Source organism: Ruegeria sp. BB7, assembly GCF_056539365.1.
This window is the reverse complement of the sequence record NZ_JBQFUV010000002.1, coordinates 60400-83007: the sequence shown is the minus strand read 5'-3', so window position 1 is coordinate 83007 and position 22608 is coordinate 60400. Positions and strand designations below refer to the sequence as shown.

Here is a 22608-nt window from a genome sequence, read left to right as displayed (position 1 = left end):
GCCAGGCTGTCCAAGAACACAATTCAACACTCTGGCACTCTTGGTTGCAGCTGCGTGCCCTGGAGCGTCAGAAAGATGACCTCGAAGCGGAGCACATCGCGCGGGAGAGAGAGGCTGCCCGCAAGAAAACAGCCGTCGCTGAAAAGCGACGGCTGCAGGAGGCAAGGACCGAGGACGAAGCGAAATCGGCCTTGTATGCCGCCTCCCAACTGGAAAGCCTCAAGACGGGGTCTGCTCTTCAACGCGCGTTAATGTGGGTGCTTGAGGATCGGGGCGACCCACCTTGCGAAGCGGCGGATGAGTTCGCTGTGGAACTGGATCTTGAGGCATGGCAGCCAAGGCCTGAAGCTCCGAAGATAAACCCTTCTGGGATTCAGCGTGTACGCCGGAAGAAGCCTCGGCAGCGAGTTCGCTGAGCTCGGCTTCGCGCAAGTCCAGTTGCTCCGAAAGATAGGCAATCTCAGCTAACAGTTGTTCCTCGGTTTCTTTGTGCCTGGTCTCCAAGGAAGCCGTATTTTGTTCCGTCAACTTGAACTGTCGCGTCAGGCGGTCGGCTTGTTGACCGACCATCTTCTGCAAAATGCTTTCCAATTGCCTGCCGAAACCAGCCAGCGCCAACTTCACCGCGTCCGAAATGTCACCCGGCAGTGCGATTTCGGTTTCCGGTGGCATTGAAGCCCTGCCGGCGCAGTGGGTGTCCCAGATCTGCTGGAAGCGAGAAGGTTTACCTTTCCCCCCAAGAGCCTTGTGAACTTCCCAGTACGAAACATTCCGCCCGTTCTTGTTTTCGAGCGCCTCGCCGGCCTCGATGATTTCGTCGTTGGTGTAGAGTGGTTTGCGCATTGGATACCCCGCGTGTTTTTGTTCTGCGAACCACATGGAACCGTCAGGAAAAATCGTGAAACGAGTTTGGAAAGTTTTTTTGAGAATGTTCGTTGGTGGTTAAGTAAGTTGGTAAGTTGGTAAGTTGGTAAGTTGGTAAGTTGGTAAGTTGGTAAGTTTGTTTGTCTTCCGGTGGCACCTATCACCAGGTATTGGGTTTGTGCGTGCCCCGGTACAGTTCGCCGATTGACGGCATTGGCTCGCACAGAAACGAGCCTACCCCGTAGGCAGAAACTCAGACGCGGTTGAATTTCTGCGGTTATTTTCCGAGCTGAGAACTGCGAAGCCAAGTTCCGCGGATGAAGCACACCGATCCACGCGACTTTGCCCCGCCTTCAGATGACATCCACACCGTTTCGCCAGAGGAATATGTTCAACTCCTCCATCCGCAAGGAGTGATTGGGAATCCTGCCGTTCTGATCAAGAATTCCGAGAAGCCAAGCCAACAATTTACACGCTCTCCGGATGGGATTGTAGCGTGTCTTCATGCGCTGCTGGATCGGACATCGTTTATCTCGCTGAACCGGTTTAAGGGCACACGCTGCAATTCAGGATTGGTCAGCTTGAATTCGCTCTATGTCGATCTGGACTATCACAAGGATCCCGGCTGGCGCGCTGAGGGTGAAGAAGACTTTCAGGCAGCCGTCGCGGGCCATCTTCTGATGCGCGGTGTCTCTGAGCCATCATTCTATTTGCGGACGGGACGAGGACTGGCCGCAATCTGGTTGATCCATTCGATGCCACCTGCTGCACTATCCCGCTGGCAAGCGGCAATCCGAGCATTGATGGATCTGTTTGCTCCCTTTGGTTCGGATCGTTCTTGCAACGACCCAGCTCGCGTCTTTCGCATTCCCGGCACTCGAAACGAGAAATCGGGCCGGGTCGTTCGGGTGTCTGGTGGGAATTGCCAACGCCAGGATTTCGATTTCCTTGCCGATCAGATTTTTGCCGCTATCGGGCGGCCCACCCGTTCCGAGCTTACGGAGCGCCGCAAGCAGCGTCAGGATCGGGAGCCGGGCAGCTCAACAATGCCGCGGGGATTGACCCAAGCTGAGCGATTTGAACAGATCTTGAAAGATCTCGAAACTTACAGGGAGTACCATGGTGGGGTGATCCCGGTGGGGTACCGAAACACCTGGCTGCATTTCTATGCCACCTGCCTGACCCATCAGTCAGACACCAAAGGCATCGAAGGTCACATTCAACGAGCGTCAGACACGGCAACGCCCGGGCTATGCCAGAACGAAACGAACGCAATCATCAAGCAGGCTCTTGCGAAGTCAAAGCTGCCAGCATCCGACAATGCACGCGAGAGCGAGAGATACTGTTACCGGGGCTCGACTGTTGCGGGGCGTCTCGGCGTGTCAGCCGATATGGCGCGTCGGTTGAGTATGCTCCAAGTGATGCCAGCGGAAGAACGTCACCGCAGAAAAGCTGAACGGGAACGAGCGCGACGTGCCTTGCAGGGGAGCGCCTCGCGAGAACAGTACCTGCTGGAAAACAGCGCGTCGAGAAACAAGCCTTGGACGAACTACGGCCTGGGCAGGTCTCAGTATTACGCTCGCAAGAAGGCGGGAACGCTTCCTGAACTGCCCGTTGTTCCGGATCGGACAGGTCCATGCCCACTACAGGGGAACCATTCTGGCCACAGAGATCTCTGTGGCGCTGCAACAGAGGCACAGCGGTCGGAAACACCCGTGGATCGACCCGCTGGAAACACTTCGAGCACGCTGGTGACAAATCGGAAAGCTGCAACAGACCAGACGACAGCGCACGGACGAGAACCGAAACAGCGGAAAAGGCAGGCTTCCCACCTTCGACTGCGCAGTCCGGATGTCGCGCAGCCGAAAGCGGGAACCAGCCCAGACACGGTGGAAGACGCGGCTCTTTTCAACTTCGATGAAGGATGTCTCATGACACTTCAAACTGAAATCGCGCTGCCCTCCGAGAACTGGAATTCCCGTTTGAAAGTTGGCGATGTCGTCGCGTTTCGCTTCCCTCATGAAACGACGGGAGAGGAAGATCCCAAGGTTCGGTCGTCGCTGGTTATTGATGTCGAGGAAATGGCCGGTGAGCGCTTTGCGGTTCTTGCCTATGGCACGACGAACCCGTGTCCGCGCAAGCAGGCCTATTGCGTTGATGTGCGTTCACAAGAGGAGCGTGAACAGGCATCATTGCGGGCGCCAACGCGCTTCAATGCGGCTCGACGTGTTTCCGTCTCCGTCAACAATAGCGGCTTCGATAGAAACTCCGAAGGGACGCCTGTACTGGGTGAACTCGCCGACGCAGCGCTGGATCGACTTCATCGCGTTCGAGCACGACTTCATGCAGAACGAGATATCCAGCGCTCCCGCAGATTCGGACGTAGAGGCACAGGGCGTAAGCCACGCGCCGTCACGGTGGAAACTCATCGTGCGGGACGGCCGGACATACGGGAGGTGCGCTATGTATGAGAGTATCGCACAGCAGCTATTGCCGATCGAAGCAGCGATCCTCGAAGCGCTCAACATGGTGCCCTCGGCGTCGAAAGCGCTCGACATGCTGATCGACAGTCTGGAGCCCAGTGGCGCGCGCTTAGCTTATCGTTTTGGCTCGCGTCTTCATGCGGGCGAAATGTTCGGTGATCGTGATCTCAACGATCTCGAATCTCTGCTCCAGCCTGTTCTGGCTGAGATAGAAAGCGGATGGGTGAGCGAGGTGATCGCAGACGAACATTGCCCCGACGGTGCCTGGATCAACAAGCGGCTGACAAATCGGGCAGCCGAATTGAACCGGACAGTTGAACCTCTGGTGACGCTTCGAAGGCGTCTTCAACTCATCCAGAACCTGCGTCGAGCCGACCGTATAACACGCCAAGTGATCGCTGAAACGCAGACTTAGCGTGCAACTTTCGGGGAGCGTTTCTCGCTCTCCGAACCGTTTGAATCAAACTCCACAAAAAATTCTTCCTTCTAAAATGGTTCGAACCATTTCCTCAAAACTGTCGCTTTAGGCGGTAGTTTTCGCAACCAAGGCGGCCGCTGCACAAGCCCGCCAATCGAGAAGAAGTCGAATGAAAACAGCGATCATGATGATGGCAATGTATAATGCCAAAGCCATCATCGACACTGAAACTGTGGCGCGGGATTGGTTCAAACTTTCCGTAGGCAAATTTCATCAAAAAATCCGCACCGGGGAAATTCGGCTTCCCCTCGTGCTCATGGAGGAAGAAAGCCAGAAGTGTGCCAAGGGTGTCCATTTGGTCGATCTGGCGGATTACGTTGATGCACGACGTGCTGCCGCCGAAAAAGAAATGAAACTGATGGAGTATTGAGACACGCATGACGACACTTATGCTGCTGTTGGCCCGCCATGATGGGCAAGAGGAGATCCCCTTTGCTCAGATGGCAAGAGAGTACTTTCGACTCGAACCAGAGGCTCTTGAGCGCAAGATCAAGAAAGGCATGATCAAATTCGAATTTTTGACCGATCAAAAGACACAAATATGCACAAGTAAAGTGCCACTGCCTCGGTTGGCACGTTACATTCAGCAACGACGTGCTGCTGCGAAGGTCAGGATGGAAGAATATTTGAATGAATAAGGTATGCCCTCGCAATCGACACCGAAACCAGCGCGCTGACGGCCACGGCACTTTATGCGCTTTCTGGAGCCTCCTCGGCCTCAACGCCTTTCGCAGCCTTCTGCACTTCGACGAGAACACGAGGCTTAAGTCTTTTAATCCGCAATGCAGGAAAGCCCTCTTCTTTGTCGGAACGCTCATCAAGTTCTTTCAGAAGTTCCATCGCCCAGTCCCGTTCATCCTTCAATTCGCGTTCCAATTGACCATGCCTGAATCTGTTCTCGAGGGCATGGTCAACTGTGCGCCAGTTTTTTGGATTTCCACAAAGCCAAGCACCAACAAACTCGGTGACAGGAATTTCATGCAACAGTGGGGTCGTCGCATATGGATTGTAACCATTACTTGGCGGGGAAACAGCCTCGAGAAACGCTTTTGGGTCCTCTCGAACCATGCGCAAAAGGTCTTCTTGAAGCTTGGGGAAGGTTTGCCGAAAAGCTTCTTCACGTGAGCCGATCAGATGACGCCAGATCGCATCAAAGCGGTCTGCGTTCGCCTCGCTTACCCAGTAGGCAAATCCGTCATGGGCTCGGTCAAATTCATCAAACCATCGCCATTCCTCCCCGCCTGGCGGCAGCCGGCCAGAGTTTAACAACTCATCTATGTATGACTGGCTCTCCAGAACGACGTCATCGACGCTTCGGTCAATTATTCCGTTCTCTGCCATCAACATGCGCAAACAGAAAATGTGCAACATTTCACCAGAATCCGTCACCTCGCGGGTTTCGAATTGATGCTCCATCCTCTCTCGCGCATCTTCAATGGTCTCACCATCCAGCTCATCGAAATGGATGACCACCTTCCACGGCTGCACTTCCTCAGGAACCAAGAAGTGAGGCGAGTTGTCGATCGACGCCTGTATCTCCTCAATAGGAAATCTGCCCTCAATAAGCGTCGCTACCAAGACTTCATCATTCAGCATTCCAGCATCAAGTTCGATACTCGGGTATTTTTCATCAGCTACCACGAATGGTGGCTTCTCAGGCTGATCCTTAGCTTTGCGGCGAACATGCCTCATGTAACCCATTCGAACGTCCCGCCAGTTGCGGATATCCTTCTCCACAAGCTGCCCCGAACGGACTTCAACCCCCAACGCCGTAAAGGTCTGCACCAGCTCAATCATGGCCTCAGAATTTTTCTGGTGCTGCTCATTCAGAATGCTGTTCAGCCTGACCAAGTCTTCTACTACGTGCTTCAATACCCGAAGTGACTTCACACCGGATTGCAGGAAGACATCCTCGATTTGAGTCCTGTGCGCTGCCACGAATTCCTTGGCTTTTTTTACCTTGATATCACTCAGAAAGTGTTCGAAAGCGTGTTCAATTTGAGGCTCCACGAGAACGGTTTGACCAATCGTCTTTTCTTTTACTGTTCGAAAGTCTTTACCGAGAAGCTGCTCGTCGTCGTGGGCTATGACGACAACACGAAAGCCCTTGTGCTCGACATAGGAGTTTATCACTCCCAGCACCTCCTTGAGATCAATTCCGCTTCTCTCCAGATCATCGAAGATCAATATCTTTTCTGGCTTCAACTCGTTTCTAAGAAGCGCATTGGCTATATCGGGAACGAACCCCAAGGGAACGGTAAATCCTCCGGCACCAACGTCTTTGTCGCGGAACTTCTCAAAAAACCTCCTTGTTTTGGCCTTCCCCGGGTGAGCAGCAGCAAACACCTCAGCATGGATTTTCTCGACTGACTGAACGCCATATAAGCTTACGTAAACGCGACTTGCTTCAGGGATGCACTCTTTGACTTGAAACGTCTTGCCCGTCCCCCAAGCCCCCGTTACGAGAACTGCGTAGCCCGGAGCATTGAGCGTTGAGTAATGATTCAGGTATTCTTCGAGATGAGTCATCAAAAGTGCCTGTTTTGAAATGCTTCTAACCTTTGATCAACGGAGGTCAGATGACGCTTTCGAAACACCTTAAAGCACCTCAATCAAACCTGAGATCATACCATCATTTGGTGGAACTCTTTCAGAAGAGCAAGGCCCTGGTGCTACAATCAGTGCTACAGAAAATGACGACACCGGAGAGCCCCCAAAAAATAAGGGGTTTCAGATTGCGTCACCCCGATCCATCAGAGGTCTGACGGGCAACCGGCATTCCAAAAAATGGATATGGGGGCGCATATCCCAGAAACAAAACACTTTTAGTGGGCTTTCTCTTTGCCATTGAGTTGACAATTTCAGGATGGCCACTAAGGGCGGATTCTGGCTATTCGCCGCCAGTGCGATGAGATGGTGCCAAGACAGTGATAGCGGACGTTCAGAATGGTTTGAAACCGAGCATCTCGCCGCACGACCGCATGGCAGGTCCGAGCCCAACTCGGCAGTACCATTTTGTGCGTACGCATGCAGCGGCGGTTTTGATGCAATCGCGCGAAAGATCACGCCGCTTGGTGGAAGACAATTCGGCCATTCAGTCCAAGCGCAGCGATATTTGGGCGCGCAATGAACGGGTAGTTGGCAAACTGGAATCTTACCGCTTCTTCTCTGACGGCAGCTCGTTGCCAGCCAGATCCGAGTAAGAGCGTTCTCCACGCGTGATTTGGCGGCTCAAGATGTTCTTTGCGGCTTTCACTTTGCCCTCACGCAGATGCGCAGTGATTGCATCATGTTCTTTCAAAGATTTGGCAGTGCGATCCGGGCGCTTTGATAAATACGTGCGCATTGTGCGGACGATATCACTGACTTTCTGATATCCGTCCCGCAGGTAGCTGTTGCCACAATGTCTGAAAAATGCGTCGTGAAAAGCTGCGTCCAACTCGAGATAGCGTTCGAAATCATCCGTCTTCCGCGCGTCAGTCATCTCGGAAACTAAATCCGTAAGTTCATCAAGCAAGGCAGAAGGGTTTTCAACAAGCGCCTGATCCATAGCCGCTGTTTCGAGGATCAACCGATATCTACAGAGTTGCACGACATCCTCGTGAGATAGAGTGAAAACAAATGCTCCGCGCCGCGGAACGATCTGCACAAGACCCTGAAGGTTTAACGCAGCAAGGGCCTCGCGAATCGGCGTCTTACTGATGCCCATGGCCGTTGAAAGTTTGGCTTCCTGCAGCGACTCGCCCAACCCAAAGACACCCTGCACGATGTTTCTCCGGATTTCCGCTTCCGCAATTTTACTCAATGAATCCGGTCGCTTAAGTTGCATTTTCCCTGCCGTATTTAAGGTATCTGACCACTCTACTGTTTCAGGTTATCACGTCCAGCATTGATTTATATATTGTATCTGATATGTCAGATGAAAGATCGTAAAAAGACTGAACAATTTATGGGAGGAAACCTTGTTCAACAAATCCACATTCGCGCTTGCCGTCGCCATGTCGACCGGACTTGCCTTCGCGGCCTCGGCCGAAACAGTTATCAAAGTTGGGCACGGTGCCGCCGAAGCATTCCACATGCATCGTGCGCTCCTGAAATTCGAAGAACTGGTTGAGACCGGTTCGAATGGCGAGATCGATGTCCAGATCTTTCCATCCTCGCAGATGGGCCCGGATCGCGAGATGATCGAAGGTGTTCAAACCGGCGTTCTTGAAATGGCCATTCCCCCGTCTTCGTTCTTCGCAGGTTGGGATCCGGCCTTTGCGGTGATCGAGCTTCCCTACATGTATGCTTCCAAAGACATCGCCTTTGATGTTCTGGATGGTGAGGCCGGAGACGGAATGCTCGGACGGGTCGAAAATCAGGGGCTCGTCGGTCTTGGTTGGCTTGAATTGGGCGTTCGCAACGTGACCAACAATGTCCGCCCGGTTGAAACACCCGAAGACCTTGAAGGCGTCAAGCTGCGCACGATGAAGGTTCCGGCGCATGTGGCAACATTCGAGACACTCGGCGCTAACCCGACACCGATGAACTTCGGCGAGGTTTACTCTGCCCTTCAGCAAGGCGTGATCGACGGGCAGGAAAACCCGCTGGCGATCATTACCTCACAGCGTTTCTACGAGGTGCAGAAGTACCTATCAACCACGGGTCATGTCTTTGCGGTCTACATGCCGGTCATCTCCAAACCATTCTTTGACTCGCTGCCCGCGGAGCATCAGCAACTGGTCCGGGACTCGATGGCCGCCGCACGTGATTATCAGGCCGAACTGGTCGCCAGCGAAGATGCGGAACAACTGGAACAGATCCGTGCCGCTGGTGTCGAGGTTCTGGAACTGACTGCAGAGCAGAGACAGGCTTTCGCCGACAAAACCGAAAGCGTTCGCCTGAAGTATCGCGATGAAGTTGGCGCAGAAGCCTACGACGCTTGGGTCGCGGCGGTATCCGCAGCAAGCGGAAGCTGACCCACGCAATACTCTGTCAATCCGGGCACCCGGGCCATCCGGGATCGGGTGCCCCTTTCGTTCAAGGGGAGGTGAACGATGTCGGCTATCAAATGGATCGATATGAATGCCGAAAAAGTCCTGGCCAGTGCGCTCCTGGCCGCGATTGTCGTGTTGATTTTCGGCAATGTGTTCATGCGCTACATCATGAATGCCTCTCTTTCATGGGGTGAAGAGCTAACACTTTGGCTATTCGTCTGGTTTGTCTGGCTTGGTGTCAGCTATGCCTTCCACACCGGCGATCATGTGCGCATTACAGTCCTGCGTGATGTCCTCAGCGAGCGGGCGAGGCTTTATGCGGATGTTGCGATCGCGCTTCTGGTTCTTGGGTTTCTGATCGTTCTGACAATTGAATGCATCAAGTTGATCCGGCAACCCTTTGTGGCCAGCCAGACCTCGGTTGTTCTGGGGCTGCCAATCCCGATCCTTTATGCCTCAGCGCCGGTTGGTGCGGGCCTGTCCGCGATCCGCGTCACTCAACATCTGATCCGAACCCTGCGCCTGATCGCAGGGACCAAAGCGTGAGGAGCCCGGCATGCTTGCAACAACGCTTTTCCTGACACTGTTCGCCCTTCTGCTCTTCAGCGTGCCGATTGGCATCTGTCTGGGTCTTGCGACCATGATCGTGATGGTATTCGTGGATGGCACGCCACCGATGGTTCTTCTGGCGCGCTCAGTGGTAACAGGCGCGGACTCATTTCCGCTGATCGCCGTTCCCTTGTTCATCCTCGCGGGCGACCTGATGCAGCACGGCGGAATGTCCCGTCGACTGGTAGGGTTCGCCAATGCACTGATAGGTCACATCCGGGGTGGGCTGGCTTATGTGAACGTGCTCGCCTGTGTTTTCTTTGCCGCGATATCCGGCTCGTCTCCTGCAACCGTAGCCGCTATCGGATCGAACATGATCCCAGAGATGGAAAAGGTCGGCTATACGCGTAAGTTCAGCGGCGCATTGACAGCATCCTCGGGGATGATCGGCGTTATGATCCCGCCAAGTATTCCCTTCATCATCTACGGCGTTACTGCCGAGGTTTCGATCGGCAAGCTGTTCCTCGCAGGTGTTGTTCCTGGCGTCCTTTTTGCCCTCATGTTCATGTTGGTCGCCCGCATCCTGCTGCGAAAGGACGCTGTTGTTCAGCAATCGACAACCGCGTTCTCAGGCCCGGGTGTCTGGCAGAGCTTCCGGTCTTCCATCTGGGCGCTTCTCGTACCCGTGATTATCCTTGGGGGCATCTATAGCGGCATCTTCACCCCAACCGAAGCCGGTGCCGTGGCCGTGGTTTATGCCGCTTTCATCGGCATCTTCGTCTATGGAGACATCACTCTTAAGGACCTTCCAGAGGTTTTAGCGGGCAGTGCAAAGACCAGCGGGACCATTCTGATACTTGTGATCATGGCAACCGCCTTTGGCAGACTGATCACGCTTGCAAGAATCCCGACAGAACTCGCCACAACGATCACCAGCCTGTCCGACAATCCGATCATCATTCTGTTGTTGATCAATCTGCTTTTGCTGGTGATCGGTATGTTCATGGAGACGATTTCGTCGATCATCATCATGACGCCGATCCTACTGCCGGTTGCAACCGCGCTGGGTGTCGATCCTATCGTCTTTGGCGTCATTTTGACGGTCAATCTGGCCATCGGATTCTGCACACCACCTTTGGGCGTAAACCTGTTCGTGGCCAGCAGCATTTCGAAGGTCTCCATCGAAAGCCTCAGCCGGGCGATCCTGCCATTCTTTGCCGGCATGCTGATCCTGTTGATGTTCATCACCTATGTGCCCGCAATTTCCCTGGCCCTGCCATCCCTTTGGTGACCGGCTGAGGCGTTTCAAACGTTAGACAACAAAACCAGAGGACCCGGATGGATTTGGACCTATCCCACCCGTCGATAGAAGATCTTCGGAAAACTGCGCAAAAGCGCATCCCGAAGTTTGCCTTCGAGTATCTCGACAGCGCAACAGGCAGAGAGCTGGGTAAAAGCGTGAATCGTAATGCGCTTGATGCTATCGGATTCATGCCCAGCGTGCTGTGTGGACGAACCAAAGCGGACCTCCAAACGACACTGCTGGGGCAGACGTACGATCTTCCGTTTGGAATTGCGCCTGTCGGTATGTCTGGATTGTTGTGGGCTGGTGCGGAACGGATGCTGGCGCAGGCAGCTGTCGAGCACAACATCCCGTTTTCACTGTCCAGCGTCGCGGTCGCCTCACCGGAGGATGTCGCCCCGTACATCGGCCAAAACGGATGGTTTCAGCACTACCCAGTGAACTCTGCAGAATTGCGCCGGGCAATGCTGCCACGGATCAAGGCCGCTGGCTTTCACACACTCATTATGACTGTCGATGTCCCGGAAGAAAGCAGGCGCGAACGCCAGAGACGTGCAAACCTGACCGTCCCGCCGAAGGCCGACTTGCGCACGCTTGCTGAAATGGCCACACGGCCGGCTTGGTGCCTTGCCCATATGCTTGAAGGTATCATGCCGCGCATGCGGTTCTTTGATGACTATGTGCCGCAACGCGGTCGCGAGAGCTTTACGCACGCGGGCGCTCTGATCCGGGGCATTCCCGATTGGCAATATCTGCGAGAATTGCGCGACGAATGGGATGGTCATCTTGTCGTCAAAGGCGTTTTACGGTCGGAGGATGCTGTAAAAATGGTGGCCGAGGGCGTAGATTGCATTTGGGTTTCAAATCATTCCGGCCGCCAATTCGAAGCTGGACCTGCCGTAATTGACCAGTTACCAAAAATCCGAGATGCGGTCGGACCGGATGTCCCACTCATATACGATTCTGGTGTGGCCTGGGGCCTGGATATCATGCGCGCTTTGGCCAAAGGGGCCGATTTCGTCATGGTCGGGCGGGCATTTCAGTATGCGGTCGCGGCATTTGGTGCACCGGGCATAGATCACCTCGTGCACATTTTGCGAGCTGACATGACGGCCAATATGAGTCAGTTGGGCGTTGAAAATCCTGACCACCTTGCCCGTTTCCTTCTGAACAACGACTGAACAATCCCCTGGAACCGGAGAGCGTTAGGAATGCGTGTCGCCTTTGTTCCCACGCAGACCCTGGACGATCAAATCAGCCGTTGACCGCGAACACGCCATTGGAAGATCGTATACTGTGGCAAGTCGCGTCAAAGCCTTTACATCCACATCGTGCGGCATAGGTGAGAGTGGATCGACGAAGAAAATCAAAGCGTCGAGCATCTGTTCGCAGATCATTGCACCAATCTGCTGGTCGCCACCAAGCGGACCGCTTTTCAAACAAGTCACATTTAACTCAGGAAAGGCTTCTTTGATACGGCCGCCAGTCGTACCTGTCGATACGATACTAACTCCTGATAGCCGGGTCTTCTGAAGGCCAACCCAAGCTACGATCTCGTCTTTTCTTGCGTCATGCGCAACAAGCGCAAAACACGGGCAGTCACCGGATGAATTGTTCAACGTAGTCCTCCCCAAGACCAACTTCGGCGAAGTGCTTTCGACAAAGTTCGATCTTTGTGAACACATCCTCGTAGCCTTGCACCTCGCCCCATGGATCGACATAGCACATCACACCGTTGACCTGGAAAAAGGTGATCATCTCTTCAACGTCATCCGGAACAACCAGCGTGTGTGTTTCACCCGGTGGTTCATAGACATAGCCGCCCTCTTCGGCGACCCAGTCATGTTCCAAGTAGTGCCAGCGTCCTTTCAGAACAAAGCCGTGGACAGGTTGCGGGTGACGATGGCGCGAAAGGACACCAGCCTTTCGGACCTTCAGCAGGTTCATCCAATAGCCTTGTGACCGATTGAGGCAGAGGGGTCGGAACCATACGTTTTCGGCCTGCGGCACCCAGAGCCTTTCGTCCTCGGAGACCGCGTTCGGTATCACAATCTCTTCCTGTGCATCTTTTGGGAACGGCAACTGATACGGCATTCGGGCAGTGTCGTCGTTTTTCATTGGCCTCTCCTCACATTGCCAGATAGCCACCGTCGACCGGATAAACCGACCCGGTGACAAAGCTGGCATCTTCACTCAGAAGCCAGCGTACAAGCGCGCCAACCTCTTCAGGTTTACCCCATCGTTTCATAGGCGTACGCGCCATGATACCTTCAGTTCGATCTGGGTCGTCCCGAAGACCTTGGGTCATTTCCGTCTCGATCCAGCCCGGTGCAATGGCATTTACTCTGACGCCGTCTTCGGCCCAGCGACCTGCCAATGCCTTGGTGAGTTGTGCGACCCCACCTTTTGAGGCGGAATAGGCCGGGACCAGTGGGCCGCCAAAAGTGCTGAGCATGGACGCGGTGTTAACGATTGCCCCACCCTGCTTGACCAAAAGCGGTTGCGCGGCGAGGCAGCAGCGCATCGTCCCGGTCAGGTTTACATCAAGAACCCTGGCAAAGACGTCGATATCATATTCTTCACCCCTGAGCAGAATCCCCGCGCAGTTCACTAAAGCGTCGAGGCGCCTGAGGTTGCCGAACACAGCATCGACCGAAGCCTGATCTGTCACATCGAGAAGCTGTGTTGTTATCCCGGCCTGAGGAGCAAAGGCATCCAGCTCGGAGTCCGACACGGATGCGGCGATAACGGACCAACCAGCATCGGCAAGCGACCGCGCCACACCCGCGCCGATACCTCGGGTGCCTCCGGTGACAATGGCTTGTTTCATCCTTGATCTTTCAGAGCTTGGGTGAAAGCACGCGCACGTGCGCCAATATCATCCAATGCACGGCCCGGCTTGAACAGGGCCGATCCCAATCCGAACCCGTTTGTCCCGGCTGCCTGGTACGCGGCCATTGTTTCAGGTGTGATCCCCCCCACCGCAGCAATGACAGCCTCTTGAGGCAAAATCGCACGCATGGCGGCGATAGCGGTCGGCGGCACCATCTCAGCTGGAAAGAACTTTAGAACAGAGGCACCAAGATCCAAGGCGGCCAAGGCCTCGGACGGGGTCACGACGCCCGGACACCAATATAGACCCCGCGCAACCGCGGCACGCCCCACATCCGGGTTCATGTTCGGTGAGACTATGATCCGCCCGCCTGCATCAGCAACCGCATCGACTTGCTCAGCGGTCAGGACTGTGCCTGCCCCTACGACGGCTTGCGCGCCATAATGCTTGGCAATTCGAGCGATCGACTCCAGCGGATCAGGAGAGTTCAGCGGAACTTCGACGATACGAAAGGCGGCCTCAATCAGCTCACCCGCAACTGGTAACGCGTTTTCTGGTTCCAGCCCGCGCAAGATTGCAATCAGTGGGTTTTCGGCCAGCGCCGCGGTGAGGTCGATCATCCCAAAAGCCCCGCTGCGCGGGCAATAAGAAAATGCCCTTTGGCGACGATGTCATCCGGCGCTCGGCGGGTTTCCAGCCCCGCGGCCCGTAGGGCAATATCATAGCGGTCTGACAGGTCGCTGCGTCCCACAAGGGTGACGGTGCCGATGTTTTCGACAGCGCGGGTTGCAGCCGCAACCTCCGAACCTATCAGAAGGCCGGATAAGTAATCAGCCGTAGCGACCCTGGGGATTTTGCCCATGAGTGGAAGGGTCCGAACGTGAAACAAATTGTGCAATAGATTAGAACCCCCTTCGAGGCCCGCAGCTACGCCGGTTTCAAAGGCAGCTACGTCGAAGTCGTGATCCTCCATCAACGTGCCAAGGATCGTGTGCCCCTTGAGAGCAGCGAAGATCTCGCCCGTCATATACGTTGAGAAATCCACGATTTGCCCATCCGCAACCTGGACCCATTTGCTGTGCGTGCCCGGCATTACGAAAGTACCGTCGTTCAGGCCAAGCGCGGACGCGCCAATAATCTGCGTCTCCTCGCCGCGCATCACGTCCGGGCCGCCCGCGTGCTCGATGGATGCCCCCGTCACAAAGTGAATCCGGGCTCCGCTATCGGCATCATGTGGCACCAAAGCCCTCGCAAGACCACAAGCGCCAAGCGGCATTTCGGCATAGGGCGTCTCAACCCATCCGTTCCGGCTGGTTATCATGCCAGATGCAAGGATCGGCAGATCAATCTGCGCAACCCAAGGACCAATGAGACGACCAAGGACCGCCTCGAAGGTCTTTCCAGAAACCTGCATGATGCCTTCGGGTGAAGAGACACCGTCAATGACCTCACCCTCCGCACCAATAAGAAAAGCACGGAGAGAAGACGTTCCCCAATCGACACCGATAAGGGCTGGTTCAGATACGGCCGAATTCATTTAAAAGATCCTCGACGGTTTTTCCCTTGGCGACCCACTTGCGGGTTTCTTCTTCGCGGTCAGCCTGTTCCTGGGCAAGGCGCACGGTTTCTTCGGCCAGTTCCTGTGGAACCACGACCACACCCATCAAATCGGCCACGATGAAGTCACCCGGGTTTACGACCACGCCACCACAGGCAATCGGCACGTTGATCGAAAGCTCGTCCTTGCGTCCAGAAAACATCGTGTGCGTTCCGCGCGGGGTGATCGCCCGTGTCCAGATGGGCCAGTTGATGTCTTCCAATTCGTCCGTATCGCGTCCCGTACCATCTACGATCATGCCGCGAATGCCCCGGTTCTGCGCCAGCCCGCCCATGAGCCCGCCGCAGACCGACGTATTGACGTCGCCACCCGCATCCACAACGATCACGTCGCCGGGTTGGCCCATCTCCAAGGCTTTCAGAGGATCAACGAGGTCGCCTTTGGAAAGCTGCACAGTGACGGCCTGGCCCGTAACCTTGGCGCGAAATGCGGGTTTGATAGCGCTGTCCATCACACCGGTGCGGTACTGAACATCGGCAAAGATGGCTGCTGCTGAATAGGCCTCAAGCACCTTGTCGAATTTCTTGAGCAGATTCGGGTTTCGTTCAAAGTCATTGAAGACCCTGAGGTCACTACTAACGTCTGGCATTCTTGTCTCCTGTTATGCGGGTGTTGCGGCCAATGCCTCGGCATTGACGGTGTAGTCTGGCTTTTGCCCTGTGAGCACCTTGGCCACCTGCGTTGCTGCGGTGACCCGGGCGGCACGTATGGATTCTTCGGAGTAGTAGGCGGCGTGTGGTGTCACGAGCACGTTGGGCAGCGTGAAGAGCGGGTTGTCATCCGGGCTCCAATTGGCACGCTTGGCCGGTTCTTCTTCGGGGTCATCGAGGCCGGCGGCGGCCAGGTGGCCATTGGTCAGAGCGCGGTAGAGGGCCATGTTGTCCACAGTTGGGCCGCGACCCGTGTTCACCAGGATTGCGCCCGGCTTCATCGAAGCGAACTCCGCATCCGACAAAAAATGATGAGTTTCAGGCGTCATAGGCGCCTGCATCAGGACATAGTCGGAGCGTGCCAGAAGATCTGCCTTGGACACCAACTCCACTCCCAGCGACGTGGCGACATTTGCCGGCAGGAAGGGATCATAGGCAATGACATTGACGCCGAAGGCCCGCGCCCGTGCCACGATGGCCTGTCCGATCTTGCCCAGCGACACGACACCCATTGTGCGTCCGCGCAAGCGAAATACCGGTTGCCCACTTTGCCATTGCCAGATCCCCGCATGCGTTGCGCGGTCATAGTCTGGCAGTTTGCGGGCAAGTGTCAGCCATAGGGAGATCGCATGATCTGCGACCTCTTCGGTGCAGTAGTTTTGCACATTGGTCACCAGAATGCCTCGTTCGGTGGCCGTGCCGACATCGACAATATCGACACCAACACCATAGCGCGCGATCACCTCACAGCGTTCCATCAGCGTGATAGTTTGCTGGCCGATTTTGGCATATTGGTTCATCATCGCAGCGCAGTGCGGCGCGACCTCAAAAAGGTCCTCTTCGGATTTGGCCTGAAGCGCGATGACTTCGGCACCGGCCGCTTCGAGGATCTCGGTTTCCACATCGACATTGCCAAAGTCGTAGTCGGTGATCACGACTATTGGCCGATCCGTCCGTGGAACGAATGTCGGCTGATCAGACATAGGCGCCCGCCGAATATGTCAACTCGTACGAGTGGCTGTAGAGTTCGAAAATGTTGCCAAACGGGTCTTCCATGTAGACCATGCGATATGGCTTTTCGCCCGGGTAATACTTACGCACCTGTTCCATGCGCTGGCGACCGCCCAATTCTTCGATAATTTTGATCCGCCCTTCCAGATCCGTGTCCTGAACGCAGAAGTGAAATAGACCCCTGCGCCAGTATTCAAACGGGCGTTCTTCTTCGACGGTTTTCGGAAATTCGAATAATTCGATGCCGACACCGCACCCCATCGACAAATGCGCGATGCGGAAACTTCCCCAACCTGCCCCGAACACATCGTCACACATCTGACCGATGGCGCTATCGTCGTGGAGAATTTCAGTCGGTTCCATCAGCACGTAGAGATCGAACGCCTTGGAATAAAATTCCACAGCTTTTTCCAGGTCCGGAACCGTGATGCCGATGTGAGAGAATGTAAGTGCAACCATGGGAGGCTCCTTTGTTAGAATGTCAGAGAATGTTTCGAACGATGCCGCCTTCGATCCGATGCGCAGAGCCATTGGAGGCGGTACTGGCTGAGATTGTGACGATCATGCGGGCGACTTCGTCCGGTTGAACGAACCGCTGGATCAGCGAGGTGGGCTCGTCAGATTTGAAGTAGTTGTCCACGATTGTGTCGAGCGGTTCGCCTTTTTGAGCCGCAAGACCATCGAAGTAGGCCTCTACCCCTTCGGTCCATGTCGGACCGGGCAGGACGGAGTTAACCCGTACCTGCGTACCCTTGGTGAGCTCTGCCATGCCACGGGTGAGACCTAACATGGCAGTTTTAGTGACTGAGTAGTGCACCATCTGAGGCAGAGGCTTTACCGCGGCTTCGCTTGCCATATTGATGATCGACCCAATGCCACGTTTTAGCATAGCAGGCAGGAAAACCCGGCTCATCCGAACTGCAGACAGGACGTTGATGTTAAAATAGTGCATCCAGTCATCATCAGTCAGGTCTTCGAATGGTTTGACCGAAAAGATGCCGACATTGTTAACGAGGACATCAACATCACCCTGCATTTGCGCGAACTCTGCCAGCGCGCTTGAGTCAGTCGTGTTCGTCAGATCCGCCGCCATCCCTGTAACGTCGCCCAAGGTGGCAAGGTCGTCCACGCAGGCACTCACTTCGGTCTCCGTCAGACCGTGAACAATGACACGTGCGCCTTCCTGCAAATAGACTTTCGCAGTCGCCTTCCCTATCCCAGAGCCAGAGCCGGTGACGAGGACAAGCTTGTCTTTCAGCCCAAGGTCCATGTCATGCTCCCTTTTTCACACTGGATGTCTGAGCGGACGACGCGCGCCCGAAAATGCGCGCCATCAGGGCAGAAATCTCAGCCCGCCACATGTCGATGCCAACGGCCAGAAGGATGATCAGTCCCAGCACGATATTCTGAACAGATGACGGTGCTGCATTCAGGTTCAAGCCGTTCTGGACAATCACGATGGTCATGGCTCCCATCAGAGTGGCGAGGATGTTGCCGCGCCCTCCAGCGAGACTGGCACCTCCGACCACTGCTGCGGCTATCGCCTGCAATTCAAGCGTTTGCCCATAATTAGGGGAGCCGGAGTTCAAGCGTGCTGACATCAGGATCGCGCCTACGGCGGTCATGAACCCTGCAATAACAAACGTTGTTGTCTGCACCTTGCGCACGTTGATGCCGGTCAGAACGGCGGCGGCCGGGTTGCCGCCAACGGCATAGATTTCGCGGCCCAGCTTTGTAAAATTCATCGCAAATGCCGCAAGTGCATAGAAGAAAACGAGATAGAAGAAGGGCAGCGGAATGCCAAACAACTTACCGTAAAAGATTGGCTCAAGCGCGGGATCGAGCGAAAAGATCGGTGAGCCATTGTTGAAGGTCAGAGCGAGACCACGGAATGCGATCAGCGCTGCCAGTGTAGTAATAAACGACGGTATGCGTCCGTAAGCTGTAATCAAGCCAATGAAGAGCCCCAGCAATCCACCGGCGAAAAGGATAAGCGGGAGTGCCAGCACAAGCGGAATGCCAAGGAACTTCAGCATTTGAGCAAGGATCATGGTCAGCAAAGCCACCATGGAACCGGAACTCAAATCGATGCCGGCGGCGAAAATCACGATCGTAGAACCGATGGCAATGAGCGCCACGATGCTGACCTGCAAGGAAAGGTTCGAAAGATTGCCCGGATTCAGAAACCGCTCTGTTGTGAGCGCGACAATTAGGGCAACGATCACCATGGCCGCGAAAGGTCCGATCAATTGAGTGTCAAAGATCCGCTTCATGCGAAAACCTCCTCAGGCTTGAGATGTGGGGTGTCGGCGGAGGCCCGAACCAGGTCATCATGGGTCAGTTCCGAAGCATCCACGGTGCGCGTGATCGTGCCGTGCTGCACGATGGCGATTCGATCGCTCATCGCCAAAAGCTCATCGTGGTCCGAACTGATCAGGATGATGGATTTACCCGCGCGGGTCAGCTTGTTTATCAACTTGTAGACCGCGATCTTGGCGCCGATATCGATCCCTTGTGTGGGTTCATCAAGGATCAGGATCTCCGAATCCGAGAACAGCCAACGCGCGATCACAATCTTCTGCTGGTTCCCTCCGGAAAGGAAGTTGACTGTCTTTTCCTCAGCCTGAGTTGAAATCTCCAGATCGCGGATCAGGTCGTGCGTAGCGTGTTCCTCAGCCTTAAGGTCCAAGACACCAAACCGGCTCAACCCGCCAAGCGACGCTGCGGTAATGTTACCGCTGGCCCGGAAATTGAAGAACAAGCCATCATATTTGCGGTTCTCCGGAACCAAGGCCAAACCAGCGCGGATCGCGTCGATTTCCCGACCGAACCGGACTGGATTGCCCTTTAATATGACCTGACCGGCAACAATCTCATCTGTTCCAAACAGGGCCCTTACGATTTCCGTGCGCCCGCTTCCCAACACGCCGCCCAGGCCCAGCACTTCACCTTTGTGGAGCGCAAAGGATGCATCCGTCACTCCGGCATTGGTTGCAAGCCCGCTCGCTTCGAGAACAACTTCGTGGGTTGCATTCTGCTCTTTTGGGTAGTGCTCACCTATGTCTTCCCCGACCATGGCGCTGACAATTTCAGAGACGTTGATTTCCGTCTCGCCACTGGCTCGCACGACGCGCCCATTGCGCAGGATCGTTACTTCGTCGACGATCCGCTCCACCTCATCCAAGCGATGGGAAACATAAAGAATAGCTGTTCCGCGGCCGCGCATGTTGCGCAACAACTGGTGCAGGCGTTCGATTTCGTCCTCGCCCAGAGCAGCCGTGGGCTCGTCGAGGATGATCATACGGGCGTCCATCGCAATAGCCTTGGCAATCTCGACAAGCTGCTGCTCACCCACTGAAAGCGTGCCGGTGATGGCATTGGGTGAAACATCGACGTCCATCTCTGCCAAAACACGGGCGGCTTCGTCGTGTACCTTACCCCAGTCTATTACCCCCAATCTCGACCGGGGCATGTTGCCCAAGAATATGTTCTCGCCAACAGACAGTGTTGGAACGATCGAGAACTCCTGAAAAACCGTTGCTATGCCCAAATCGCGTGCAACCTGTGGGTCACCGACTGTCACCGGTTGCCCGTTGTGAAGAATCCGGCCGCTGTCAGGTTGCTGCACGCCGGACAGCGTCTTTATCATCGTGGACTTACCGCAACCATTCTCGCCAAGCAGCCCATGGATCGAACCGGGCATAAGCTTGATACAGACTTTGTCATTCGCCAAAACGCCGGGATAGGCCTTGGTGATATCGACAAACTCCCAAAGGGGCATTTCTGTTGTCATCTTGGGGGCCTCAACTTGAACGGGAAACTCAGCTTTTTTTCGCCCCCGGCAGCACACGAAGATGCCACCGAGGAGCAGGGAGAACGCTCAGTATTCTTTAGACGGCTGCGGGAAGAGCTTTTCAGGCTCCTTTAGCACTGCGACAGCACCGTCTTTATCTTCGATGGAGGTTGGCGTTTCGATCCATCCTCCGGGATAAGTGCCGTTCAATGCATCAATCGTCGCCTGCATAGCCGCCCGACCCATAAGGAACGGCGAGGTATTAACGGTCGCAGTAATGTTGCCCGCTGCGATTTCCTCCAGACCCGAGGTATCGCCATCGTTCCCGAGCAGAACAATGTCGGAGCGCCCGAGCGCCTTGGCTGCAAACGATGCCCCGATGATCATGTAGTCATTTGCAGCAAAGATCATGTCGAGGTCGGGATGCGATTGTAGGATATCCATACCAGCGGTATTGCCACCTTCGACATTCCATTTGCCGTCAATGGACACGACCACTTCGAAGTTTTCGTTGCCGTCGATACCGTCGAGAAAACCTCCAACACGCTCGGTCGAGTGGTACCCAGGCTGACCTTCAATGATGCCAACCTTCAAAGGTTTGTCGCCATAATTCTCGATGGCCCAATCAGCTATGTCGTGTGTGCCGTTTCGCTGCGAATACCCGACCACGCCGTGGATCGGCGTCGGAAAGTTCGGGATATCCGAGTTGATCATCAACACCGCCATACCCTTGTCGACCGCCTGCTTGAGAAGGGGCGCGGCAGCAAATTCATCGTGGGTGCCAAAGATGATCGCATCCACATCCTGGGTCAGCACGTCCTGGATCATGCCCATTTGGCCGTTGATGTCAGCACCCGATTGTGGGGCCAACATGAAGACTTCAACGCCCGCTTCAGCCGCAACCGCTTTGATACCCTCGCCAATTGCGATGTAGTAGTTGAACTCGGTTGCGGGCGGCATGTAGGCGATGCGGAACTTTTCGTTTTTTGGAGCAATCGCATCAATTGGAGCCTGCGCACCGTCTTCGAGCGGGATAGGGGTCGGATATTCTTCCGCATGAACGACAGAGGCGAGCACGGCGAAACCAGCGGCCATCGTCGTATTCATAAGTGTTTTCAGCATTTTATTCTCCTCCAGAAATTTTTCATTATCCGTTGAATGGCGTGTCGAGCACGCCGCAAACGCCGGGTTTGACTGCGAACAAGCCGCCAGATTCCGGTTCTCTTGATAGAGCGTCCTCGTCACTCATCAGGCGCGAGGTCGTAATGAAGAGCGTGTCGAGTTCCGGGCCACCAAAGGCACAGCAGGTGGGCTTCCAGACAGGAATTTCTATGACCCGGTCAATCGCGCCGTTCGGGGCTACGCGAACAACGCGGCGACCTTCCCACTCGGCGTTCCAGACACCACCTTCGGCATCGACACAGGACCCGTCGGGCAGCCCCGGTTCGTCCTTGAATGAAGCGTGAATGCGTCGGTCAGAAACCGAACCAGTGGCGGTGTCGTAGTCAAAGGCTACGATTTCCCGGTCTGGTGTATCCGCAAAAAACATCGTTCTGCCATCTGGGGCAAAACAGGCAGAGTTTGCACAAGATACCTTTTCGATGATTGTCCGCACGGAGAGGTCTGTGTCGATGCACAAAACTGACGAATCGTGGGCTCCGGACACCTCGTTCATCCCACCGACGATCAGCCTTCCCTGCCGATCTGTCCGTCCGTCGTTCAGTCGCGTCTCTGCGTTATTGGGTTCGAAGCGGGCAACAAGCGTTTCCACGTTTGTGTCCAGATCAAACAGAACGACCCGATCAGCAAAGGCAACAATCAAGCCCCCTTTTGCGCGAGGAGCAAAACAGCAGACACGCTCTGTCATAGGGTGCTTGGCGCTCTTCAAAGTCGACGGATCGTAAGACCAAAGCGCGCGGCCTTCGATATCGGTCCACCAGACAAGCTCATCAGCAGGGTTCCAGAAGATCCCCTCCCCATGCTCATTTCTGCAATCAAGAACTAACTCTGCGCGCATTTCAAACTGGCTCCCCTCCAGTCAATCTGA

General features: G+C 55.1%; 24 protein-coding genes. 8 read left to right on the top strand and 16 right to left on the bottom strand.

Annotated elements, in window-relative coordinates; all coding sequences use genetic code 11:
• Positions 1-219: 219 nt before the first annotated feature.
• Positions 220-843 (bottom strand): DNA-binding protein, encoded by a 624-nt coding sequence (locus ACR0D7_RS05465; protein WP_480678082.1) that lies wholly within the window; start codon positions 841-843, stop codon positions 220-222.
• Positions 844-1181: 338 nt separating this feature from the next.
• Here ACR0D7_RS05465 and ACR0D7_RS05460 point away from each other — a divergent pair, with 338 nt between their 5' ends.
• From ACR0D7_RS05460 to ACR0D7_RS05445, 4 genes are all read left to right on the top strand, one after another.
• Complete coding sequence (locus ACR0D7_RS05460; protein ID WP_480678081.1) at positions 1182-3335, top strand: hypothetical protein; 2154 nt, start codon at positions 1182-1184, stop codon at positions 3333-3335.
• Positions 3328-3762, top strand: coding sequence for a hypothetical protein (locus ACR0D7_RS05455; RefSeq protein ID WP_480678080.1), 435 nt, complete (start codon positions 3328-3330; stop codon positions 3760-3762). The genes ACR0D7_RS05460 and ACR0D7_RS05455 overlap by 8 nt, the downstream gene beginning before the upstream one ends.
• Before the next feature lie 172 nt (positions 3763-3934).
• A complete protein-coding gene (locus ACR0D7_RS05450; protein ID WP_480678079.1) occupies positions 3935-4195 on the top strand; it encodes a pyocin activator PrtN family protein in 261 nt (86 codons plus the stop codon).
• A 7-nt stretch (positions 4196-4202) separates the two neighbouring features.
• On the top strand, positions 4203-4463 hold the full coding sequence (locus tag ACR0D7_RS05445; RefSeq protein WP_480678078.1) for a pyocin activator PrtN family protein: 261 nt from the start codon (positions 4203-4205) through the stop codon (positions 4461-4463).
• A 52-nt stretch (positions 4464-4515) separates the two neighbouring features.
• On the opposite strand, the gene ACR0D7_RS05440 is transcribed toward ACR0D7_RS05445, so the two are convergent.
• Together ACR0D7_RS05440 and ACR0D7_RS05435 are read right to left on the bottom strand one after the other, a co-directional pair.
• On the bottom strand, positions 4516-6354 hold the full coding sequence (locus ACR0D7_RS05440) for a hypothetical protein (protein ID WP_480678077.1): 1839 nt from the start codon (positions 6352-6354) through the stop codon (positions 4516-4518).
• Positions 6355-6979: 625 nt separating this feature from the next.
• Positions 6980-7654: a GntR family transcriptional regulator gene (locus ACR0D7_RS05435; protein ID WP_480678076.1), complete on the bottom strand. Its 675-nt coding sequence runs from the start codon at positions 7652-7654 to the stop codon at positions 6980-6982.
• Positions 7655-7787: 133 nt separating this feature from the next.
• Here ACR0D7_RS05435 and ACR0D7_RS05430 point away from each other — a divergent pair, with 133 nt between their 5' ends.
• From ACR0D7_RS05430 to ACR0D7_RS05415, 4 genes are all read left to right on the top strand, one after another.
• Complete coding sequence (locus tag ACR0D7_RS05430) at positions 7788-8786, top strand: TRAP transporter substrate-binding protein (RefSeq protein ID WP_480678075.1); 999 nt, start codon at positions 7788-7790, stop codon at positions 8784-8786.
• A 78-nt stretch (positions 8787-8864) separates the two neighbouring features.
• Positions 8865-9350: a TRAP transporter small permease gene (locus ACR0D7_RS05425; protein ID WP_480678074.1), complete on the top strand. Its 486-nt coding sequence runs from the start codon at positions 8865-8867 to the stop codon at positions 9348-9350.
• A gap of 10 nt (positions 9351-9360) precedes the next feature.
• On the top strand, positions 9361-10644 hold the full coding sequence (locus ACR0D7_RS05420) for a TRAP transporter large permease (RefSeq protein WP_480678073.1): 1284 nt from the start codon (positions 9361-9363) through the stop codon (positions 10642-10644).
• Between the two features lie 47 nt (positions 10645-10691).
• Positions 10692-11837 (top strand): alpha-hydroxy acid oxidase, encoded by a 1146-nt coding sequence (locus ACR0D7_RS05415; protein WP_480678072.1) that lies wholly within the window; start codon positions 10692-10694, stop codon positions 11835-11837.
• 24 nt (positions 11838-11861) lie between these two features.
• Here the strand turns inward: ACR0D7_RS05415 and ACR0D7_RS05410 are convergent, their stop codons facing one another.
• From ACR0D7_RS05410 to ACR0D7_RS05350, 13 genes are all read right to left on the bottom strand, one after another.
• Positions 11862-12275, bottom strand: a complete 414-nt coding sequence (locus ACR0D7_RS05410; RefSeq protein WP_480678071.1) for a methylglyoxal synthase — start codon at positions 12273-12275, stop codon at positions 11862-11864.
• Positions 12256-12774, bottom strand: coding sequence for a 2,4'-dihydroxyacetophenone dioxygenase family protein (locus ACR0D7_RS05405; RefSeq protein WP_480678070.1), 519 nt, complete (start codon positions 12772-12774; stop codon positions 12256-12258). The genes ACR0D7_RS05410 and ACR0D7_RS05405 overlap by 20 nt, the downstream gene beginning before the upstream one ends.
• 10 nt (positions 12775-12784) lie before the next feature.
• Entirely contained in the window at positions 12785-13486 is a 702-nt protein-coding gene (locus ACR0D7_RS05400) for an SDR family NAD(P)-dependent oxidoreductase (protein ID WP_480678069.1), read from the bottom strand.
• On the bottom strand, positions 13483-14109 hold the full coding sequence (locus tag ACR0D7_RS05395) for a 2-dehydro-3-deoxy-6-phosphogalactonate aldolase (protein ID WP_480678068.1): 627 nt from the start codon (positions 14107-14109) through the stop codon (positions 13483-13485). The genes ACR0D7_RS05400 and ACR0D7_RS05395 overlap by 4 nt, the downstream gene beginning before the upstream one ends.
• On the bottom strand, positions 14106-15026 hold the full coding sequence (locus ACR0D7_RS05390) for a 2-dehydro-3-deoxygalactonokinase (protein ID WP_480678067.1): 921 nt from the start codon (positions 15024-15026) through the stop codon (positions 14106-14108). Before ACR0D7_RS05390 ends, ACR0D7_RS05395 begins: the two co-directional genes overlap by 4 nt.
• A complete protein-coding gene (locus tag ACR0D7_RS05385) occupies positions 15007-15696 on the bottom strand; it encodes an RraA family protein (RefSeq protein WP_480678066.1) in 690 nt (229 codons plus the stop codon). The genes ACR0D7_RS05390 and ACR0D7_RS05385 overlap by 20 nt, the downstream gene beginning before the upstream one ends.
• Positions 15697-15708: 12 nt before the next feature.
• On the bottom strand, positions 15709-16740 hold the full coding sequence (locus ACR0D7_RS05380; RefSeq protein ID WP_480678065.1) for a C-terminal binding protein: 1032 nt from the start codon (positions 16738-16740) through the stop codon (positions 15709-15711).
• Positions 16733-17227 (bottom strand): lactoylglutathione lyase family protein, encoded by a 495-nt coding sequence (locus tag ACR0D7_RS05375; RefSeq protein ID WP_480678064.1) that lies wholly within the window; start codon positions 17225-17227, stop codon positions 16733-16735. The genes ACR0D7_RS05380 and ACR0D7_RS05375 overlap by 8 nt, the downstream gene beginning before the upstream one ends.
• Before the next feature lie 22 nt (positions 17228-17249).
• Complete coding sequence (locus ACR0D7_RS05370; protein WP_480678063.1) at positions 17250-18038, bottom strand: SDR family NAD(P)-dependent oxidoreductase; 789 nt, start codon at positions 18036-18038, stop codon at positions 17250-17252.
• 1 nt (position 18039) lies between these two features.
• Positions 18040-18996: an ABC transporter permease gene (locus tag ACR0D7_RS05365; protein WP_480678533.1), complete on the bottom strand. Its 957-nt coding sequence runs from the start codon at positions 18994-18996 to the stop codon at positions 18040-18042.
• A gap of 41 nt (positions 18997-19037) precedes the next feature.
• Positions 19038-20561, bottom strand: coding sequence for a sugar ABC transporter ATP-binding protein (locus ACR0D7_RS05360; RefSeq protein WP_480678062.1), 1524 nt, complete (start codon positions 20559-20561; stop codon positions 19038-19040).
• A gap of 87 nt (positions 20562-20648) precedes the next feature.
• Positions 20649-21683, bottom strand: coding sequence for a sugar ABC transporter substrate-binding protein (locus ACR0D7_RS05355; RefSeq protein ID WP_480678061.1), 1035 nt, complete (start codon positions 21681-21683; stop codon positions 20649-20651).
• A gap of 25 nt (positions 21684-21708) precedes the next feature.
• Positions 21709-22578, bottom strand: coding sequence for an SMP-30/gluconolactonase/LRE family protein (locus ACR0D7_RS05350; RefSeq protein WP_480678060.1), 870 nt, complete (start codon positions 22576-22578; stop codon positions 21709-21711).
• Positions 22579-22608 lie beyond the last annotated feature (30 nt).

Coding starts and splice junctions, on each gene's coding strand:
- ACR0D7_RS05380 (WP_480678065.1), bottom strand. CDS start 16,740: ATGTCTGATCAGCCGACATTCGTTCCACGGACGGATCGGCCAATAGTC.
- ACR0D7_RS05425 (WP_480678074.1), top strand. CDS start 8,865: ATGTCGGCTATCAAATGGATCGATATGAATGCCGAAAAAGTCCTGGCC.
- ACR0D7_RS05360 (WP_480678062.1), bottom strand. CDS start 20,561: ATGACAACAGAAATGCCCCTTTGGGAGTTTGTCGATATCACCAAGGCC.
- ACR0D7_RS05390 (WP_480678067.1), bottom strand. CDS start 15,026: ATGAATTCGGCCGTATCTGAACCAGCCCTTATCGGTGTCGATTGGGGA.
- ACR0D7_RS05460 (WP_480678081.1), top strand. CDS start 1,182: ATGAAGCACACCGATCCACGCGACTTTGCCCCGCCTTCAGATGACATC.
- ACR0D7_RS05435 (WP_480678076.1), bottom strand. CDS start 7,654: ATGCAACTTAAGCGACCGGATTCATTGAGTAAAATTGCGGAAGCGGAA.
- ACR0D7_RS05450 (WP_480678079.1), top strand. CDS start 3,935: ATGAAAACAGCGATCATGATGATGGCAATGTATAATGCCAAAGCCATC.
- ACR0D7_RS05350 (WP_480678060.1), bottom strand. CDS start 22,578: ATGCGCGCAGAGTTAGTTCTTGATTGCAGAAATGAGCATGGGGAGGGG.
- ACR0D7_RS05375 (WP_480678064.1), bottom strand. CDS start 17,227: ATGGTTGCACTTACATTCTCTCACATCGGCATCACGGTTCCGGACCTG.
- ACR0D7_RS05385 (WP_480678066.1), bottom strand. CDS start 15,696: ATGCCAGACGTTAGTAGTGACCTCAGGGTCTTCAATGACTTTGAACGA.
- ACR0D7_RS05395 (WP_480678068.1), bottom strand. CDS start 14,109: ATGATCGACCTCACCGCGGCGCTGGCCGAAAACCCACTGATTGCAATC.
- ACR0D7_RS05455 (WP_480678080.1), top strand. CDS start 3,328: ATGTATGAGAGTATCGCACAGCAGCTATTGCCGATCGAAGCAGCGATC.
- ACR0D7_RS05405 (WP_480678070.1), bottom strand. CDS start 12,774: ATGAAAAACGACGACACTGCCCGAATGCCGTATCAGTTGCCGTTCCCA.
- ACR0D7_RS05400 (WP_480678069.1), bottom strand. CDS start 13,486: ATGAAACAAGCCATTGTCACCGGAGGCACCCGAGGTATCGGCGCGGGT.
- ACR0D7_RS05420 (WP_480678073.1), top strand. CDS start 9,361: ATGCTTGCAACAACGCTTTTCCTGACACTGTTCGCCCTTCTGCTCTTC.
- ACR0D7_RS05445 (WP_480678078.1), top strand. CDS start 4,203: ATGACGACACTTATGCTGCTGTTGGCCCGCCATGATGGGCAAGAGGAG.
- ACR0D7_RS05415 (WP_480678072.1), top strand. CDS start 10,692: ATGGATTTGGACCTATCCCACCCGTCGATAGAAGATCTTCGGAAAACT.
- ACR0D7_RS05440 (WP_480678077.1), bottom strand. CDS start 6,354: ATGACTCATCTCGAAGAATACCTGAATCATTACTCAACGCTCAATGCT.
- ACR0D7_RS05355 (WP_480678061.1), bottom strand. CDS start 21,683: ATGCTGAAAACACTTATGAATACGACGATGGCCGCTGGTTTCGCCGTG.
- ACR0D7_RS05365 (WP_480678533.1), bottom strand. CDS start 18,996: ATGGTGATCGTTGCCCTAATTGTCGCGCTCACAACAGAGCGGTTTCTG.
- ACR0D7_RS05465 (WP_480678082.1), bottom strand. CDS start 843: ATGCGCAAACCACTCTACACCAACGACGAAATCATCGAGGCCGGCGAG.
- ACR0D7_RS05370 (WP_480678063.1), bottom strand. CDS start 18,038: ATGGACCTTGGGCTGAAAGACAAGCTTGTCCTCGTCACCGGCTCTGGC.